The sequence below is a fragment of the Streptomyces sp. NPDC096136 genome (assembly GCF_044763325.1).
Classification (GTDB): Bacteria; Actinomycetota; Actinomycetes; order Streptomycetales; family Streptomycetaceae; genus Streptomyces.
In genome coordinates, this window is sequence record NZ_JBIWFZ010000024.1 from 114,870 (window position 1) to 129,835 (window position 14,966).

General features: G+C 76.2%; 16 protein-coding genes. 9 read left to right on the top strand and 7 right to left on the bottom strand.

Annotated elements, in window-relative coordinates:
• Window positions 1–23: 23 nt before the first annotated feature.
• From ACIRBY_RS33585 to ACIRBY_RS33595, 3 genes are all read right to left on the bottom strand, one after another.
• Window positions 24–317 carry a hypothetical protein gene (locus ACIRBY_RS33585; RefSeq protein WP_403907864.1) on the bottom strand — a complete coding sequence of 98 codons (294 nt, stop codon included), beginning with the start codon at window positions 315–317 and terminating at the stop codon, window positions 24–26.
• A gap of 141 nt (window positions 318–458) precedes the next feature.
• Window positions 459–1,337 (bottom strand): universal stress protein, encoded by an 879-nt coding sequence (locus ACIRBY_RS33590; protein ID WP_403907866.1) that lies wholly within the window; start codon window positions 1,335–1,337, stop codon window positions 459–461.
• Between the two features lie 116 nt (window positions 1,338–1,453).
• Window positions 1,454–2,131, bottom strand: coding sequence for a CBS domain-containing protein (locus ACIRBY_RS33595; RefSeq protein ID WP_403907868.1), 678 nt, complete (start codon window positions 2,129–2,131; stop codon window positions 1,454–1,456).
• A 325-nt stretch (window positions 2,132–2,456) separates the two neighbouring features.
• On the opposite strand from ACIRBY_RS33595, the gene ACIRBY_RS33600 reads away from it, so the two are divergent.
• The 9 genes from ACIRBY_RS33600 (at window position 2,457) to ACIRBY_RS33640 (ending at window position 11,781) form a co-directional block, all read left to right on the top strand.
• Complete coding sequence (locus ACIRBY_RS33600) at window positions 2,457–3,143, top strand: helix-turn-helix domain-containing protein (RefSeq protein ID WP_403907871.1); 687 nt, start codon at window positions 2,457–2,459, stop codon at window positions 3,141–3,143.
• Entirely contained in the window at window positions 3,140–3,898 is a 759-nt protein-coding gene (locus tag ACIRBY_RS33605; RefSeq protein ID WP_403907873.1) for an HAD family hydrolase, read from the top strand. The genes ACIRBY_RS33600 and ACIRBY_RS33605 overlap by 4 nt, the downstream gene beginning before the upstream one ends.
• The gene (locus ACIRBY_RS33610; protein ID WP_403907875.1) at window positions 3,895–6,294 is read left to right on the top strand and encodes a glycoside hydrolase family 65 protein; all 2,400 of its coding nucleotides are present in this window, start codon (window positions 3,895–3,897) and stop codon (window positions 6,292–6,294) included. The genes ACIRBY_RS33605 and ACIRBY_RS33610 overlap by 4 nt, the downstream gene beginning before the upstream one ends.
• Before the next feature lie 92 nt (window positions 6,295–6,386).
• Window positions 6,387–6,836 (top strand): universal stress protein, encoded by a 450-nt coding sequence (locus ACIRBY_RS33615; RefSeq protein ID WP_403907877.1) that lies wholly within the window; start codon window positions 6,387–6,389, stop codon window positions 6,834–6,836.
• Window positions 6,837–6,965: 129 nt separating this feature from the next.
• Complete coding sequence (locus tag ACIRBY_RS33620; RefSeq protein ID WP_403907879.1) at window positions 6,966–7,463, top strand: flavodoxin domain-containing protein; 498 nt, start codon at window positions 6,966–6,968, stop codon at window positions 7,461–7,463.
• 38 nt (window positions 7,464–7,501) lie between these two features.
• Window positions 7,502–8,098, top strand: a complete 597-nt coding sequence (locus tag ACIRBY_RS33625) for a hypothetical protein (protein WP_403907881.1) — start codon at window positions 7,502–7,504, stop codon at window positions 8,096–8,098.
• A gap of 64 nt (window positions 8,099–8,162) precedes the next feature.
• Window positions 8,163–9,083: a universal stress protein gene (locus ACIRBY_RS33630; RefSeq protein ID WP_403907883.1), complete on the top strand. Its 921-nt coding sequence runs from the start codon at window positions 8,163–8,165 to the stop codon at window positions 9,081–9,083.
• The gene (locus ACIRBY_RS33635) at window positions 9,080–9,937 is read left to right on the top strand and encodes a universal stress protein (RefSeq protein WP_403907885.1); all 858 of its coding nucleotides are present in this window, start codon (window positions 9,080–9,082) and stop codon (window positions 9,935–9,937) included. Before ACIRBY_RS33630 ends, ACIRBY_RS33635 begins: the two co-directional genes overlap by 4 nt.
• A 113-nt stretch (window positions 9,938–10,050) precedes the next feature.
• On the top strand, window positions 10,051–11,781 hold the full coding sequence (locus ACIRBY_RS33640; protein ID WP_403907887.1) for a GAF domain-containing protein: 1,731 nt from the start codon (window positions 10,051–10,053) through the stop codon (window positions 11,779–11,781).
• A gap of 39 nt (window positions 11,782–11,820) precedes the next feature.
• On the opposite strand, the gene ACIRBY_RS33645 is transcribed toward ACIRBY_RS33640, so the two are convergent.
• The 4 genes from ACIRBY_RS33645 to ACIRBY_RS33660 all read right to left on the bottom strand — a co-directional run bounded on the left by ACIRBY_RS33645 (window position 11,821) and on the right by ACIRBY_RS33660 (window position 14,714).
• On the bottom strand, window positions 11,821–12,480 hold the full coding sequence (locus ACIRBY_RS33645; RefSeq protein WP_403907889.1) for a CBS domain-containing protein: 660 nt from the start codon (window positions 12,478–12,480) through the stop codon (window positions 11,821–11,823).
• Between the two features lie 228 nt (window positions 12,481–12,708).
• The gene (locus ACIRBY_RS33650; RefSeq protein ID WP_403907891.1) at window positions 12,709–13,374 is read right to left on the bottom strand and encodes a DUF4232 domain-containing protein; all 666 of its coding nucleotides are present in this window, start codon (window positions 13,372–13,374) and stop codon (window positions 12,709–12,711) included.
• Window positions 13,375–13,568: 194 nt separating this feature from the next.
• A complete protein-coding gene (locus ACIRBY_RS33655; RefSeq protein ID WP_403907893.1) occupies window positions 13,569–14,456 on the bottom strand; it encodes a glutathione S-transferase C-terminal domain-containing protein in 888 nt (295 codons plus the stop codon).
• A 96-nt stretch (window positions 14,457–14,552) separates the two neighbouring features.
• Window positions 14,553–14,714 carry a hypothetical protein gene (locus tag ACIRBY_RS33660; RefSeq protein ID WP_403907895.1) on the bottom strand — a complete coding sequence of 54 codons (162 nt, stop codon included), beginning with the start codon at window positions 14,712–14,714 and terminating at the stop codon, window positions 14,553–14,555.
• Window positions 14,715–14,966 lie beyond the last annotated feature (252 nt).

The window sequence follows — 14,966 nt, forward strand, 5'->3', positions numbered from 1 at the left end:
CCCGCCGGACCGCGCGCCGGGACTCAGACCGCCGAGATGATCGGCGGGGGAGCGAAGCGCACCGCGCCGCCCGCGCGGACGGCCTCCACCGCGCTCTGGTGCACCAGGCGGCTCGACCGCGGATCGGGGCAGGCCACCGGGCTGCCGGCCAGGGCGTACCACTCCTCGCCGTCCCCGTACCCGACCGCGACGTGCGCGCGGCCCTCCTGCCACTCGGTGTGCACGGTCAGTTCGCCCGACAGCGCCCCGGCCTGCTCCGTGAGCACCCCGTCGTGCCCTGCGAACACACCCGGGGTGGTCCATGAAGTGGGTTCCATCTCAGCTCACCTCGCCGACGGCTTCGTCTTCCAGTCCGGTGCCGTTCATAGTGCCGACCCCCGGCCCGTCCGGTCCAGGGCCGGGTGGCCCTCCGCGCGGGACCACCCGGTCCGGCCGCACCGGGCCCCCGCCCCGACGGGTCATTCCCGGACACCCCCCTCGATCCGGGGCACGACCGCGACGGGACAGTGCGCGTGGTGCAGCAGGGTGTGGGCGACGCGGCCCAGCTGCAGGCCGGAGCGGTGCGCCCGGCGGTGCGCGCCGACCACCACGAGGCCGGCCCCCGCCGTGCGCTCCAGGAGCACCTTGTGCGCGGGACCCTCGACGGGGGTCCGGCGCGGGACGACCCCGGGATGCTCGCGCAGCGGCCCGGTCAGGGCTTCGTCCAGCAGGGTGTCCGCGCGCGCCTGGTGGTACAGGCAGACCCCGTCGGCGAGGGCCGGGTGGGGGGTCGTCTCGTGCGCCGGGCAGTGCCAGGCGCGGACCGCCTCCAGGTCGTCTCCGCGCACGGCCGCCTCGCGCAGCGCGAACCGCACGGCCTCCGCGCCCCCGGGGGCGTCCGACACCCCGAGCAGGATCCGGTGGGGCGCCTCGCCGGGCCCGTCGCCGCGGACGACGACGACCGGGCACAGCGCGCGGGAGGCCACGGCCAGGCCGACCGAGCCCAGCAGCAGCTCCGTGAAGCCGCCGCGCCCCCGCGAACCGGTGACCACCGCCCACGACGTGCGGCTCTCCCGTATCAGTGCCTGGGCGGGGTCCTCGGAGACCACCGCGGTGTCCAGCCGGACCTCCGGGGCGCGCCGCCCGGCCCTGCCGACGGCCGTCCGCAGGGCCTCGGGGCCGGTCTGCTCCTCCGCCCGCTGCCCCACGGGACCCGGGGAGAGCTCGCACCACTCCCAGCGGGAGGCGTACACCACCCGCAGCGGGAGCCCGTGCAGGGCGGCCTCGTCCACGGCCCAGTCGAGGGCCCGGAGCGCGGGCTCGGAGCCGTCGACGCCGACCGTAAGGGGCAGCTCCATCGCGGCAACCTCCTGCGCCGGGCGCTCCGCCGGTGTCGGGTCCGGGCCGACGGTTGACCCCTCCATGCTGCTCGTGCCCCCATCGGCGCGCGAATCGGCGGGGAGGGCGGAGGCCGCTACGGCCCGTCGCCGGGGGCGTCCGCGGCCCGGAGCAGGCAGCGCACGTCGACGACGCCCTCGACGGACCGGGCGAGGTGCTCCGCCAGGGGGATCAGGCCCGGGTCCCGGACCGGGCCGGTGAGGGTGGCGACGCCGTGGGCGACGGCGACCTTGACGGCCTCACGGGAGAGCGGGAACAGGCGTGCGACGACGCTCTCGCGGATCTCCGCGGCCAGGTCCTCGTCGGCGCGCAGGAAGACCTTGAGGAGGTCCGCGCGGCTGACGATGCCCCGGAGCGTGCCGTCGGCGTCGACGACGGGCAGGCGCTTGAGGTGCCGGCCGGCCATCAGGCGGGCGGCCTGGGGGAGGGTCGCGTCGGGGCGGATCGTGACCGCGGGGGTGGTCATGAGGTTCTCGGCGCGGGTGGAGCCGGCTTTGGCGGTGTCGCCGAGGCGGCGCATCTGCTCGATCAGGCCGGGGGCGTGCTCGTGGAACTCCTCCTTGGGCAGGAGGTCGGCCTCGGAGACCACGCCGACGACGTGGCCCTCCCCTTCCAGGACGGGCAGGGCGGTCACCTTCCAGCGCCCCATGGCGGCGGCGATGTCCTTGAAGCCGGTCTCGGGGGTGACGGCGACGACCTCGGTGGTCATCACGTCGGCGACGGTGTACGGGGCGGGGGCGGCGGGAGCGGTCATGGCGTGGGTCCCTCGGTGTGCGGAGGCGGGCGCCGGCGCGGAGCACGGTCCCGGGCGGCCCGCCCCGGTTGCGGCGCCGCAGGTCCGCGACACCCTGGAAGAGGCCGCAGTCGGCGAGGACCGGGGCGCGGTCGCTCTCGACCGGCCGGATTCCACCGTGGCACCCGCCGCGGCGCGGCGGCCAGACCCGACCGGTCCCCGTGGAGGGGGCCGACCGGCCCAAGCGGGGCGCGGGCGGGCAGGAGCAGCCTGGCGGTGACCCCGTCCTCCACCCCTCCACCCAGCACGGAGACCGGCACGAAGAGGCCCAGGAGCAGTGAGTGCCATGCAGAGTACGCCGAGCATCCATCCGCACCCGTCCGGCGGGACGGCCGGACGCACCGACCTCGGCCGCCGCCTGGCGGCCCGCCGTGAAACCCTCGGCCTGACCCGTGAGGAACTGGGCCACAGGTGCGGCGTGGACGGCAACTACATCGCGTACCTGGAGGAACACGCCGCCTCCCCGTCCATCGGCACCCTCGTCCGGGTCGCCGACGTGCTCGGCGTCACGGTCGACGACCTGACCGGCGCCAACGCCGGCCGGGTGGCCGGCCGGTCCACGGCCCGGCGCGACACGGCCCTGGTCCCGCTGGACGAGGAGGAGTGCCGGGCGCTGCTGGGCACGCACGGCGTGGGGCGCATCGCCGTCTTCACCCCCGAAGGCCCGGCCGTCCTCCCGGTCAACTACCTGGTCGCGGGGGCCGACATCGCGTTCCGCACCGCCGCGGAGGCCGTCGCCGCCCGGGCGGCGGGGACGGAGGCCGCCTTCGAGATCGACAACATCGACGACGTCACGGCCGGCGGCTGGAGCGTCCTGGCCGTCGGCGAGCTGAGGGCCGTCACCGCCTCCGAGGAGATCCGCCACCTGGCGGCCACGGCCCGCTCCCAGCCCTGGGCCGGCGGCCCGCGCAGCCACTGGATGAAGATCACCCCCGCCCGGCTCACCGGCCGCCGCGTCACGCACGGCTCATGAGCGGCGCGGGAGCGGTCGTCTTCGACACCGACGGCGTGCTCCTCGCCACGGCGGCACGCCACGCGGCCGCCTGGAAGGAGGCCTTCGACGGCTGTCTCGCCACGTGGCAGCGGGCGGCTGCCGCGGGACCGCCGCGTGCCTTCGACGCCGTCCGCGACTACCGGGACCTGGTGGACGGCAGGTCCCGCCTCGACGGGGTGCGCGCGTTCCTCGCCTCCCGCCGGATCGACCTGCCCCCGGGGACCCCGCAGGACGCGCCGGGGTGCGCGACCGTCCACGCGGTCGCGGCCCGCAAGGAGCGGATCTTCTCCGAGGCGCTCCGGACCCAAGGCGTCGAGGCCTACGACGACGTCCGGCCCGTGCTCCTGCGACTGCGGGCGGCCACCGTGCGGTGCGCGGCCGTCTCGGCCTCGCGCCACGCGCGCCCCCTCCTGGAGGCCACGGGCCTCCTCAACCTCTTCGACGCCGTGCTGGACGGCCGGGACGCCGCGCTGCTGGGCCTGCCGGGAAAACCCGACCCCGCCCTCTTCCTGGAGGCCGCCGACCGCCTCGGCGCGGTCCCGGAGCGGACCGCCGTGGTGGAGGACGCCCCCGCCGGGGTGGAGGCGGGACGCGCGGGAGGGTTCCGCCCGGTCGTGGGAATCGACCGCGGGGACGACCCGGGCAGGGGCGCGGCCCTCCTCGCGCACGGCGCCCACCTCGTCCTCACCGGCCTCGCGCCCCTGCCCGCCGCCCTCGAGGACGGCCGCCCGTGAACGCCCCCTGGCGGTGGGAGTACCACCACTACGATCCCGGGAGCGAACGGCTGGTCGAGGCCCTGTGCACCCTCGGCAACGGCCGCTTCGCCACCCGGGGCTCGGCCCCCGAGTGCGTCACGGACGACGTCCACTACCCGGGCACGTACCTCGCCGGCTGCTACGACCGGCTCACCTCCACCGTCGCCGGGCGGGAGGTCTCCAACGAGGACATGGTCCGGCTGCCGGACTGGACCGCCCTGCGCTACCGCTGCCTGCCCGACGGCGCCGGCCCCGGCGACTGGCTCACCCCCGACCACCCCGCGCTGCGCCACTGCCGCGTCTCGCTGGACCTGCGCTCGGGAACCCTCACCCGCCGCCTGCTCTTCCACGACGCCGAAGGCCGCCGCCTCGGCGTCACCCACACCCGCCTCGTCCACATGGGCGACCCGCACCTCGCCGCACAGCGCACCGTCCTCAGCGCGTACGGCTGGCAGGGCGGGATCGAGGTCGAGTCCGTGCTCGACGGCGACGTCGCCAACGAGGGCGTGGACCGCTACCGGGCCCTGGCCGGACGGCACCTCGTCGGCCACCGGGCGGGCGTCGAGGCGCAGGGAACGGCCTGGCTGTCCTGTGCCACCGCCGGCTCGCGGCTGCGGATCGGGCTCGCCGTACGCACCGCGGCGCACCCCCTGGCCGCCATCGGCGCGGCCTGCACGGACACCGCCGTGCGGCAGACCGTCGTCCTGCCCGTCCGGCGCGCGCGGCCGGCCGTGATCGTGAAGACCGCGGCCCTGTTCACCTCGCTCGACCGCCCCTGGGGCGATCCCGTGGCGCGCTGCGTCGAACACGCAGGATCGGCGCCGGACTTCCCCACCCTGCTGGCCTCCCACCGGGCGTCGTGGCAACGGCTGTGGAACGACGGCGAGGTGAGGGCGCCGGGCGGGGGCGGGCGGGCCCTGCGCCTCCACGTCTTCCACGTGCTGCAGACGCTGTCCCCGCACACGGCGGAACTCGACGCCGGCGTCCCGGCCCGCGGCCTGCACGGCGAGGCCTACCGGGGCCACGTCTTCTGGGACGAGCTGTTCGTCCTGCCCTACCTCGCCCTGCACTTCCCCGAAACCGCCCGCGCCCTGCTGATGTACCGCCACCGCCGGCTCCCCGCCGCCCGCGAGAGCGCACGCCGCGCCGGGGCGAAGGGGGCCGCCTTCCCCTGGCAGAGCGGCAGTTCCGGATCCGAGGAGACCCAGCGGCTGCACCTCAACCCGCGCTCCGGCCGCTGGCTGCCCGACCACTCGCGCCTCCAGCACCACGTCGGGTCCGCCGTCGCCTGGAACGTGTGGCAGTACGGCCGGGCCACCGGCGACACGGGGTTCATGCACGGTCCCGGCGCCGAACTCCTGCTGCACATCGCCCGGTTCTGGGCCGACACGGCGACCTGGGACCCCGGGCTGGGCCGCTACCGGATCCGCGGCGTCGTCGGCCCGGACGAATACCACGACGCCTACCCGGACACCGACGTCCCCGGCATCGACGACAACGCCTACACCAACGTCACCGCCGCCTGGGTGCTCGCCCGCGCCCTCGACCTGTACGGCGGACTCCCGGCGGCCCGGCGTGCCGAGCTCCTCGCGCAACTCGGCGCGGACCACGAGGTCCTGCGCGCCTGGGAGGACGTCTCGCGCCGCCTGTACGTGCCGTTCCACCGCGATGTCATCGGCCAGTTCCACGGCTACGGCGACCTCGCCGAGCTGGACTGGGACGCGTACCGTGCCCGCTACCACGACATCCGCCGCCTGGACCGCATCCTGGAGGCCGAGGGCGACACCCCCAACCGCTACCAGGCCTCCAAACAGGCCGACACCCTCATGCTGGGCTACCTCTTCCGCCCCGACGAACTCGGCCGGCTGTTCGCCCGGCTCGGCTACCCGATGGACGAGGAGCTCTGGCGCCGGACGGTCTCCTACTACCTGCGGCGGACCTGCCACGGCTCGACGCTCAGCAGCCTCGTCCACGGCTGGGTCCTCGCCCGGCAGCACGGTGCCGACGCCTGGCGCTACTGCCGCGAGGCCCTGCTCGGCGACATCACCGACATCCAGGGCGGCACCACCGGCGAGGGGATCCATCTCGGCGCCATGGCCGGCACCCTCGACCTCGTCGAGCGCGGCATCGTCGGCCTCGCCCCCGGCACCGACGGCCTGCGCGTCGATCCGGCCCCCCTGTCCGAGGTGCCGGCCTCCTCGTTCTCGGTCTGCTTCCTCGGGCACCGGGACGTCCGCATCACCTTCCGCACGGGCCGGATCGGCATCAAGGTCCCGTCCTCGTCCCGGGGCCCCGTACCCCTCGTCCTGCCCGGGAACCGGCGCGAGAGCGTCGCAGCGGGCCAGGAGAGGTGGTTCTCCCTGCGACGGCGCTGAACGGCGGGCCGCCGCGTCCGGGGCGGCCCCGTGTGGCGGTGTCCGAACGCCTCGGACACTGTGGAGGTACAGGCACGGGAAGGTGAGGCGCAATGGACAGGCAACCAGAGGTGACGCGTGTCGTGGTGGGCCTCGACGGATCGCCCTCGTCCCAGGCCGCGCTGCGCTGGGCGGTCCGGTACGCCGGCCTGGTGAACGGCAGGGTGGAGGCGGTCAGCGCGTGGGACGTGCCCGGGGCCGCCTCCTGGTCGGCGCCGGCGGTGGACACCGAATTCGACGAGGAGGAGGCCGAGCGGAGCCTGGTCGAGGAGGTCCGCACGGTCCTCGGCCCGGACGGCGCCTCCCGGGTGCACCAGCGCCTGGTACGGGGCAATCCGGCCGACGTCCTCGTGGACGCGGCCGAGGGCGCCGACCTGCTGGTGGTGGGCAGCCGGGGCCGGGGCGGCTTCCGCCGGGCCCTGCTCGGCTCCGTCAGCCAGCAGGTCGCCCTCCACGCCCCCTGCCCGGTCACCATCATCCGGCCGGACTCCGCCGCCGGGTAGCCCCGCCGGGACGGGCGGGAAGGGGAGGACCGGATGGTCCCCTCCGGGAGCCGTCCGGCCCATGCGGCGGCGCCGCCGGCCGCGTGAGAGTGGGTGCAGACCCCGTCACGCGTCCCAGGAGGACCCGTCATGAGCACCAAGCGCGTTCTGGTCGCCTACGGCACCGAGTACGGCGGCACCGCCGGCATCGCGGAGCAGATCGGCGACACCCTCCGCGAGGACGGTCTCGACGCCGTCGTGCTGCCCGCCGCCGACGTCCACGACGTCCGTGCCTACGACGCCGTCGTCCTCGGCGGATCCCTCCGCGGCGGCCACTGGAGCAGCAAGGCCGCCCACTGCGCCGAGCGCAACGCCGACTCCCTCAGGCACCGGCCGGTATGGCTGTTCAGCAGCGGCCCCCTCGACCGCTCCGCCGAGGAGCACGACATACCGCCCGTCGCCGCCGTCGCCCGGCAGATGCAGCTCATCGGCGCGCGCGAGCACATGACCTTCGGCGGCAGCATCACGGCCCGGACGCCCGGGTTCCTCGCCGGGGCACTCATCCGGCAGGGCAAGGGCGGAGACTTCCGCAACCCCGAGAGGATCCGGAGCTGGGCCCACCACATCGGCGCCGAGCTGGCCGCCTGAGGGGGCGGCCGACAGCGGACGCAGCACGGAGGCGCGTCATGGACCACCGCAGGCCGGGGGACCCGGCCAACCCGCTCCGCCGTGACGCCGACCGCGCCCGCACCCGTCTGCGCGCCACCTTCGTCCTGGCCTGCCTGCTGGCCGCGGTCTGCGGTGCCGCGGTCGGACGGGCCGCCTGGGGGGCCGCCGAACGCGCCGCCGACGAGACCGCGCGCCACCGGCACTCCGTCACGGCCGTCACGGTCGGCGAGGCCACCTACCGGGACGGGCCGGGGGAGAACACCCGCTCCCTGCCCGTGGCCCCCGCGACCTGGAACTACCCGGCCCACCGCGCCCACACGGAGACCGTCCCCGTCCCCGGCTCGACCCGCAGCGGGGACGCCGTCCGGCTCTGGGTGGACGACCACGGCAGCCCGGCCGCCGAACCCCCCGGCACGGCCGACATCGCCCTGAACGCCGTGGGCCTGGGCACCGGTGCCTGGGCCGTGCTCGTCCTCGCCGCCGGCGCCGCCGTCTACGCACGGCTGTGGAGCGTCGACCGGCACAGTGCGCAAGAGTGGGAGAGGGAGTGGGAACAGGTCGAGCCGCACTGGTCCGGACGGCTGCGCCCCGGCCAGGGGAGCAGTGAGGACTGACGCCGCCGGCGGGACCTTCGGCCCCCGGCCGTGTCCCCCATCGTCTTCTCGGTTGGGAGGAACCGTGGAAAGCACATCCCGCACCCCGGACACCGGCCCGGTGGTCGTCGGCGTGGACGGATCGGACGCGGCGCGCACCGCCGCCCAGTGGGCGGCCGCGGAGGCGGTGCGCCGCGACCGCCCCCTGCACGTCGTCCACGGGGCCGACACCGAGGGCAGGGCCCTCCACCTGTCCGCGCAGGCCGTCGAACGGGTCCGCGCCGACGCCCGCGCCGCCGGCCGGGAACTCCTGGACGTGACGGAGCGGGCCCTGCGGGCCGAGCACCCCGGCCTCGACGTGACCACCGGGTTCAGCACCGCGGACGCCGTCGACAGCCTGCGGCGGGCCGCGGGCGCGGACGGCACGATCGTGGTGGGCCACCGGGGCCAGGGAGGATTCGACTCCCTGATGCTCGGCTCCGTCGGCCTGGACGTCGCGTCCGCCGCCACGACCCCCGTCGTCGTGGTCCGAGGCACCGGCGGGGACGAGGGGACCGGCACCGTGCTCGTCGCCGTCCGCGACGTCCGCGACCTCCCGCACGCCCGCTACGCGGCGCGCGAGGCGGAACTGCGCAAGGCGTCCCTGCGCCTCCTGCACGTCTGGAACGTCCTGCACTCCGTCGGCCAGGTCGTCAGCATGCTCGACGGCGTCGACGAGATCGCCGGGGCGCACGCGGCCGCCCTCAAAGCCGTCGGGGACGCGGTCGGCGACGAGTTCCCCGAGCTGGAGGTGAGCGCCGACGCCGAGAAGGGCGTCTCCGTGGCGGGGGCCCTGGTCGAGGCCTCCCGCGCCGCCGACCTGCTCGTCATGGGCGGCCGCCGCGACCCCGGCACCCACCGGATCGCCCGTGGCCTGGGCCGCGTCAGCCACCGCGTCCTGCACCACGCGCACTGCCCCGTCCTCCTGCTCCCCAGGCCGGCCGGCGACCCCGGGAACGCCTCATGACCGGGCCCCGCGGACACGACGTCGTCGTCGGCATCGACCCGGCCGGGAACTGGCACCTCCCCCTGGCCTGGGCCGCCGACGAGGCGCAGCGCCGCCGCCTGCCCCTGCGCCTGGTGCTGGCCGTGCCGCCGCGGCACGACACCCACCGCGCGGACGGGGCGCCCGGCCCGGCGGCCCCCGTCCAGGAGGCCTCCGACAAGCTCGACGAGGCCTGCGGCTGGGCGCGCGACCGCCACCCCGAGGTGGAGGTCTCCGGCGAGCTGCCGGCCGGGTACCCCACCGCCGCCTTGGGCCGCGCGGCCCGGGAGGCCCGCATGGTCGTCCTCGGCTCCCGGCACCTCAGCCGGACGGCCGAGTTCCTCAGCGCCGGATCCACCGTGGTCCCCGTCAGCGCCCAGGCCGGCTGCCCGGTCGTCGTGGTGGGCGACGCCGAGCACGTCAGCCAGCAGCCGCCCTACCTCGTCGTCGGCGTCGACGGCAGCCCCTCCGCCGGGACGGCGCTGGCCTTCGCCTTCGAGGAGGCCGACCTGCGCGCCGCCGCGCTCCGCGTCGTCTGCGTGTGGCAGCCGCCCGCCTTCTCCCCGCACGACGGGGAGGCGGCCCTGCGGGCCCAGCGCGCCATGCTCTCCGAGGCCACCGCCGGACTGTCCGACACGTACCCCGACGTGCGCGTCACGCACGAGGTCCTCACCGGCCACCCCGTGGAGGAACTCGGGCGGGCCGCCGAGCACGCCCTCGCCGTCGTCGTGGGCCGCCGCGGGCGCGGCGGGTACACCGGCATGCGGCTCGGGTCCGTCGTCCACGGCCTGCTGCACCGCGCGCACTGCCCGGTGATCACCGTACCGGGGCGGTGAGCGGCGGGGCCCCCGCCGCAGGGTGGTACGGCCCTGCCGGAAGGGAAAACCGGGGCCGGCGGGACTACCGTGGAGGAGGTGGTTCTCCGTGGTGCCGTCGGCCGGAGGTGGACATGAGCGGAGAGGGCCAGTCCGCCAGGGCCGGAGTGTCGCGGCTGCGGCTGGACGAACTGCTCGACGAGCTGCAAGGGCGCATCGACGAGGTCAGGGGGACCCGGGACCGGCTGAACGGCCTCCTGGAGGCCGTCATGTCGGTCGGCCGCGAGCTGGACCTGCCCCAGGTGCTGCGCGGCATCGTCGAGGCCGCCGTGGTCCTCGTGGACGCCGAGTACGGGGCCCTCGGCGTCATCGGAGACGACCGGAAGCTGGCCGAGTTCCTGCCCGTCGGCATCACCGACGAACTCCGCGCGCGCATCGGCGACCTGCCCTCGGGCCACGGCATCCTCGGCGAACTCATCCGCCGCCCCGAACCCCTGCGGCTGTCCGAGCTGTCCGAGCACCCCGCCTCCTACGGCTTCCCGGCCCACCACCCGCCGATGCACTCCTTCCTCGGCGTCCCCGTCCGCGTCCGCGAGGAGGTCTTCGGGAACCTGTACCTGACCGAGAAGCGGGGCGGGATCGCCTTCGACGAGGAGGACGAGGCCGTCCTGTCCACGCTCGCCGTCGCCGCGGGCATCGCCATCGAGAACGCCCGCCTCTTCGAGGAGGTCCGCCTGCGCGAGCGCTGGCTGGCCGCCAGCTCGGACATCACCAGCGCCCTGCTCTCCGGCACCCGCCAGGACGAGGTCCTCGAAGGGATGCTGGAGCGGGCCAAGGACATCACCCGCGCCGACCTGGGCGTCTTCTACCTCCTCGGCGCGTCCGGGGAGCTGCGCGGCTCCCTGGCCCTGGGGGAGGGGGCCGCGGCGCACCGGGGCATCGTCCTGCCGGGCACCACGGGGACCCTGGCCGAGGCCGCCCTGGCGGGGGACGGGCTGGTCACGGTCGCGGACGTGTCGCACGACCCGCGCGTCACCGTCCAGCCGGAGCGGTGGGCCGGGTTCGGCCCGGCCGTGGCCGTCACCGTCGGTACCAAGGAGAAGCTCAGCGGGGTCCTGATCCTCGCCCGCGGGCGCGGCCGCGCGGCGTTCGCCACCGCCGAGGTCGCCGCCCTGCCCGGGTTCGCCGGCCAGGCCGCCCTCGCCCTCGAACTGGCCGAGCGGCGCCGCGACGCCGAGCAGATGAGCATGCTGGAGGACCACGACCGCATCGCCCGCGACCTCCACGACCTCGCCATCCAGCGCCTCTTCGCCACCGGCATGACCCTCCAGAGCGCCCAGCGCTTCGTCGACCACCCCGAGGCCTCCGAACGCCTCGCACGCGCCGTGGACGACCTCGACGCCACCATCAAGATCATCCGGTCCACGATCTTCGGACTCCGCGACCACCAGGCCTCCGCAGCCTCGCCCAAGCTGCGCTCCCGCACCGTCCGGGTCGTCGACGAGGCCGCCGCGGTCCTCGGCTTCGCCCCGGCGCTGCGCATGGAGGGCCTGATCGACACCGACGTCCCGCCCGCGGTCGCCGACGAGGTCCTCGCCGTCCTCGGAGAGGCCCTGACCAACGTCGCGCGCCACGCCCGGGCCACCCGCGCGGAGGCCTCGGTCACCGTCGCCGGCGGGGTCCTCACCGTCACCGTGTCCGACGACGGCGTCGGCCCGCCCCGGGACGGCCGCCGCAGCGGCCTGCGCAACCTGGAGGAACGCGCCGCGAAGCTCGGCGGCGAGCTGGAGCTCGGCCCCCGGCCGCAGGGGCAGCCGGGCACCCGGCTCACCTGGTGGGTGCCGCTCGCCCCGCCCCCGGGTTGACGGCCGCCGCACGCAGGAGCCCGGCGCCGCCGGGCCGGCTCACGGGCGGGCGCCGACGTCGTCCGTCTCCCACGCCAGGTGCTCCGTGACGCCGACGACGCCGTCGACGGTCCGGCACAGCCGCTCGACGACGGGGACGAGGCTCCTGAAGGGCACCACGCCGTGCAGCGCCACCCGTCCGTCCCGGACGACCGCGGACACGGCGGCGGGATCCAGGCGCAGGGTCCGGTCGAGGACCTCCGCGGTGATCTCGTCGCGAATGGCGTCGTCGTCGCGCAGGAAGATCCGCAGCAGGTCGCCCCGGGTCACGATGCCGACGAGCACGTCGGCGGCGTCGACCACCAGGAGCCGCTTGACCCGCTGGCTCTCCATGAGCCGGGCAGCCTCGGCGACGGTCCAGTCGGGCCGGGCGCAGACGGCGGGCGCCGACATCAGTTCCTCGGCCCGCGTGCCGGCGGCCTTGTCGCTCTCCCACGGCTCGGGGCGCGGAAGCGAGCGGTACCAGTCCCCCTGGTCGGCGGACTTCGGCAGCAGGTCGCCCTCGGAGATCACACCGAGCGGGTGGCCGGCGGCGTCGGTGACCGCCACCGCGGACACCCGGTGCTCGCCGAGCGTGCGCACGATGTCCTTGAACGCGGCGTGAGCAGGGACCGTGACCACCTCGCGGGTCATCAGCTCGCCGACTTCTCTGTGCCTCACCGTTCTCTCCTTCCCCCGGGGCCGCCACCCGGCCGCCGGCGTCCGTCTCCTCCCACACTGGCCTCCCCCGTCCACGGGCAGTAGGGCCGACCGGGCCCCGGACGGGGGCTGAGCGGCCCGGGGCCCTCACAAGCCCTCCATGCCCCGCGCACGGTCCCGTCGGCCCCCGCCGCCTGGGCCCTGGCCCGCCCTCACCGTGGCCTGAGCCGGGTGCGGCCCGGAGCCCGCCTAGAGGGTCTTGAACGAGTCGCGGGCGCTGACGTGGTAGAGCCCGACCTTCGGGCGGGCGACGGCGCCCGGCGTGGCGAGCGGCAGGCTGACGCCGTCCGCGTTGGGCATGTGGCTCGGGTCGGCCAGGATGTTGATCTCGTCGGCGAGCGGCCCGGCGGCGCCCGACGGGTCGAGGTCCACGGCGGCGTAGGCGGTGGACCCGGGCCGGACCGGGTACGCCGGTCCGCCGATGCCCTCGGGGGGCGTCGCCTGGATGCCGAGGGCTGTGCCCTTGGCACTGAAGCCGACGGCCGGGTGGAGGTCGAGCCCGCAGCCGGTGGAGCCGTTGTTGGTCACCGCGATGACGCGGACGGTGGCCGGGAGGCCCTGCTCGGAGGAGACCTTGACACTGAGGTTCCGCGCGGAGCAGGGGTGGGTGTAGGCGTAGGCCTCGTCGGTGCCCTTGCCGTCCGGGGCCGTCCGCGCCGTGCTGCCGGACGCCGTGGGGGTCGGTGTCGGGGCAGGGGTGGCGGGCGGCGTCGGGGAGGCCTGCGGCGCCGTCGTGCTCGGAGCCGGTGCGCCGGCCCCTCCGCCCGAGGGCCCGCCGCCCTCGCAGGCCGTCAGGGCCAGGGCGAGCCCGACGAGGGTGGCCAGGGCCGTGGAACGGCTCCGGTGGATGCGCATGGTGGAACTCCCCGTGTCGTACGTCCCGGGCGGGAGCCGCCCGGGTGTGATCCACTATGGACCGCGCGGCCCGCTGCGCGGCGCCACGGCGCTCCGGGGCAAGCGGCCCTCGTCACCGGGCGGGTGGGCTCGGGGGCGCGGCGGTCGGAGAGTCCCGGGGAAGCGGCCGGCGGACCGGCCCGGCACCGGTGCCCTCAGCGGGTTCCGGTCGTCCTCAGGGCGGCGGCCGGGGCCGGCGCGCCCGCGGCGGGGGCGGGCCAGTCCACGATCCGTACCGCCGCGCCGGCGGCCTCCTCGCCCCGGCAACGGGCGTGGTGGCGCAGGGCGATGGCGTCCAGGTCGAGGTGGGGGGCGAAGGCGGGGTGCGAGGCCAGGCGCCGCGCGTACGACCACAAGTGCGGGTGGTCGGTGAGGCGGTACACCGCGTCCGCGTCCAGGTGCCAGCGGTGCACCGTGTCCAGCTGCACCAGCGTCACCCACACCTGCACGTCGGCGGCGGTGAGTTCCCCGCCCAGCACGTACGCGCAGGAGGCGAGCCGCCGCTCCAGCGCGCCCAGTCCGCGCAGCAGGACGGCCAGCGCGGCGTCGCGCGCCCGCGGGTCGGCGCCGGACCGGCCGGCGCGCTGCGCCGCCGCGTTGACGTCCTGCTCGCAGAGCAGGCGGACGGCTTCGACCGCCGCGTCGGCGCCGTCCGGGTACAGGCGGGCGCCGCAGGTGTCGAAGCGCCTGCCCAGGTCCTGGAGGATGTCCGGCGCGTGCGTGCTGACGATCCGTCCGGTCCAGCGGTCGCCGAGGACCGGGGCCGCGGCCGGTCCGCGGTACGGGTGGGAGCTGGCCTGGTACAGGGGCCGCAGCGCCAGGTATCCGCCGTCGGGTGCGTCGGGCACGGCGGGCAGCAGGGTCATCGGGAGGGAGTCCTCCAGGCCCAGCAGGCCGTGCGTGATCGCGATCTGCAGACAGTGCGGACCGGACGGTGCGAGGTGGAGCCGGTAGCGGTGCGGGACGGCGGGGTAGCCGCTGCGGGCGTCACGGCCGATCCTGCTCCGGAAGGACGGGACGGCTGCCGGGTGGGTCGTGGACATGCGTCTCCCTGGGAATGCTCGGTCACGGGTGTGCGACGGCGGCGGCCGGCGCCGGATTCGGCGCGGCCGGGACCCGGAGGGTGAGTGCGCGGAGGATCAGGGGCGGGCGGGCGCGGGGCCCCCGCGGTGCAGGGGATCCGCCGCACTGCACACGCGCAGGAGGTCGATGTGGCGGCGTGAGGTCAGCAGCGGCAGCGGCAGCGGCAGGACGACGGAGCGGACGCCGTCGGTGCCGCGGGCCGGTGCTGAACAACCCATAATTCCCTACCGGTTCACTCGGGATTGCCGTTCTGGAGTGTCGACGCGAGTCAGGGCGCTGTCAAGACCGCCCGTCGGCCGCCCGTCGTGGCGGCACCGGCTCCGCGGGGCGGACGCCCCGTCGAGCCGGTGCCGCGGTGCGCGGAGTGCCCCGGGATTACTTGGCGGCGAGGCCGGCGTCGGAGACCTCGGGCTTGCCGGCGGCCTTGAGGACCTTGTTGAGGAGGGTGAGGTCGTAGATGCCGGCGAGGT

Excerpts from the sequence above, each read along its gene's own strand:
- ACIRBY_RS33590 (WP_403907866.1), bottom strand. The coding sequence starts at position 1,337 with ATGGAGCTGCCCCTTACGGTCGGCGTCGACGGCTCCGAGCCCGCGCTC.
- ACIRBY_RS33640 (WP_403907887.1), top strand. The coding sequence starts at position 10,051 with ATGAGCGGAGAGGGCCAGTCCGCCAGGGCCGGAGTGTCGCGGCTGCGG.
- ACIRBY_RS33615 (WP_403907877.1), top strand. The coding sequence starts at position 6,387 with ATGGACAGGCAACCAGAGGTGACGCGTGTCGTGGTGGGCCTCGACGGA.
- ACIRBY_RS33605 (WP_403907873.1), top strand. The coding sequence starts at position 3,140 with ATGAGCGGCGCGGGAGCGGTCGTCTTCGACACCGACGGCGTGCTCCTC.
- ACIRBY_RS33595 (WP_403907868.1), bottom strand. The coding sequence starts at position 2,131 with ATGACCGCTCCCGCCGCCCCCGCCCCGTACACCGTCGCCGACGTGATG.
- ACIRBY_RS33585 (WP_403907864.1), bottom strand. The coding sequence starts at position 317 with ATGGAACCCACTTCATGGACCACCCCGGGTGTGTTCGCAGGGCACGAC.
- ACIRBY_RS33635 (WP_403907885.1), top strand. The coding sequence starts at position 9,080 with ATGACCGGGCCCCGCGGACACGACGTCGTCGTCGGCATCGACCCGGCC.
- ACIRBY_RS33655 (WP_403907893.1), bottom strand. The coding sequence starts at position 14,456 with ATGTCCACGACCCACCCGGCAGCCGTCCCGTCCTTCCGGAGCAGGATC.
- ACIRBY_RS33620 (WP_403907879.1), top strand. The coding sequence starts at position 6,966 with ATGAGCACCAAGCGCGTTCTGGTCGCCTACGGCACCGAGTACGGCGGC.
- ACIRBY_RS33650 (WP_403907891.1), bottom strand. The coding sequence starts at position 13,374 with ATGCGCATCCACCGGAGCCGTTCCACGGCCCTGGCCACCCTCGTCGGG.
- ACIRBY_RS33625 (WP_403907881.1), top strand. The coding sequence starts at position 7,502 with ATGGACCACCGCAGGCCGGGGGACCCGGCCAACCCGCTCCGCCGTGAC.
- ACIRBY_RS33600 (WP_403907871.1), top strand. The coding sequence starts at position 2,457 with ATGCAGAGTACGCCGAGCATCCATCCGCACCCGTCCGGCGGGACGGCC.
- ACIRBY_RS33660 (WP_403907895.1), bottom strand. The coding sequence starts at position 14,714 with ATGGGTTGTTCAGCACCGGCCCGCGGCACCGACGGCGTCCGCTCCGTC.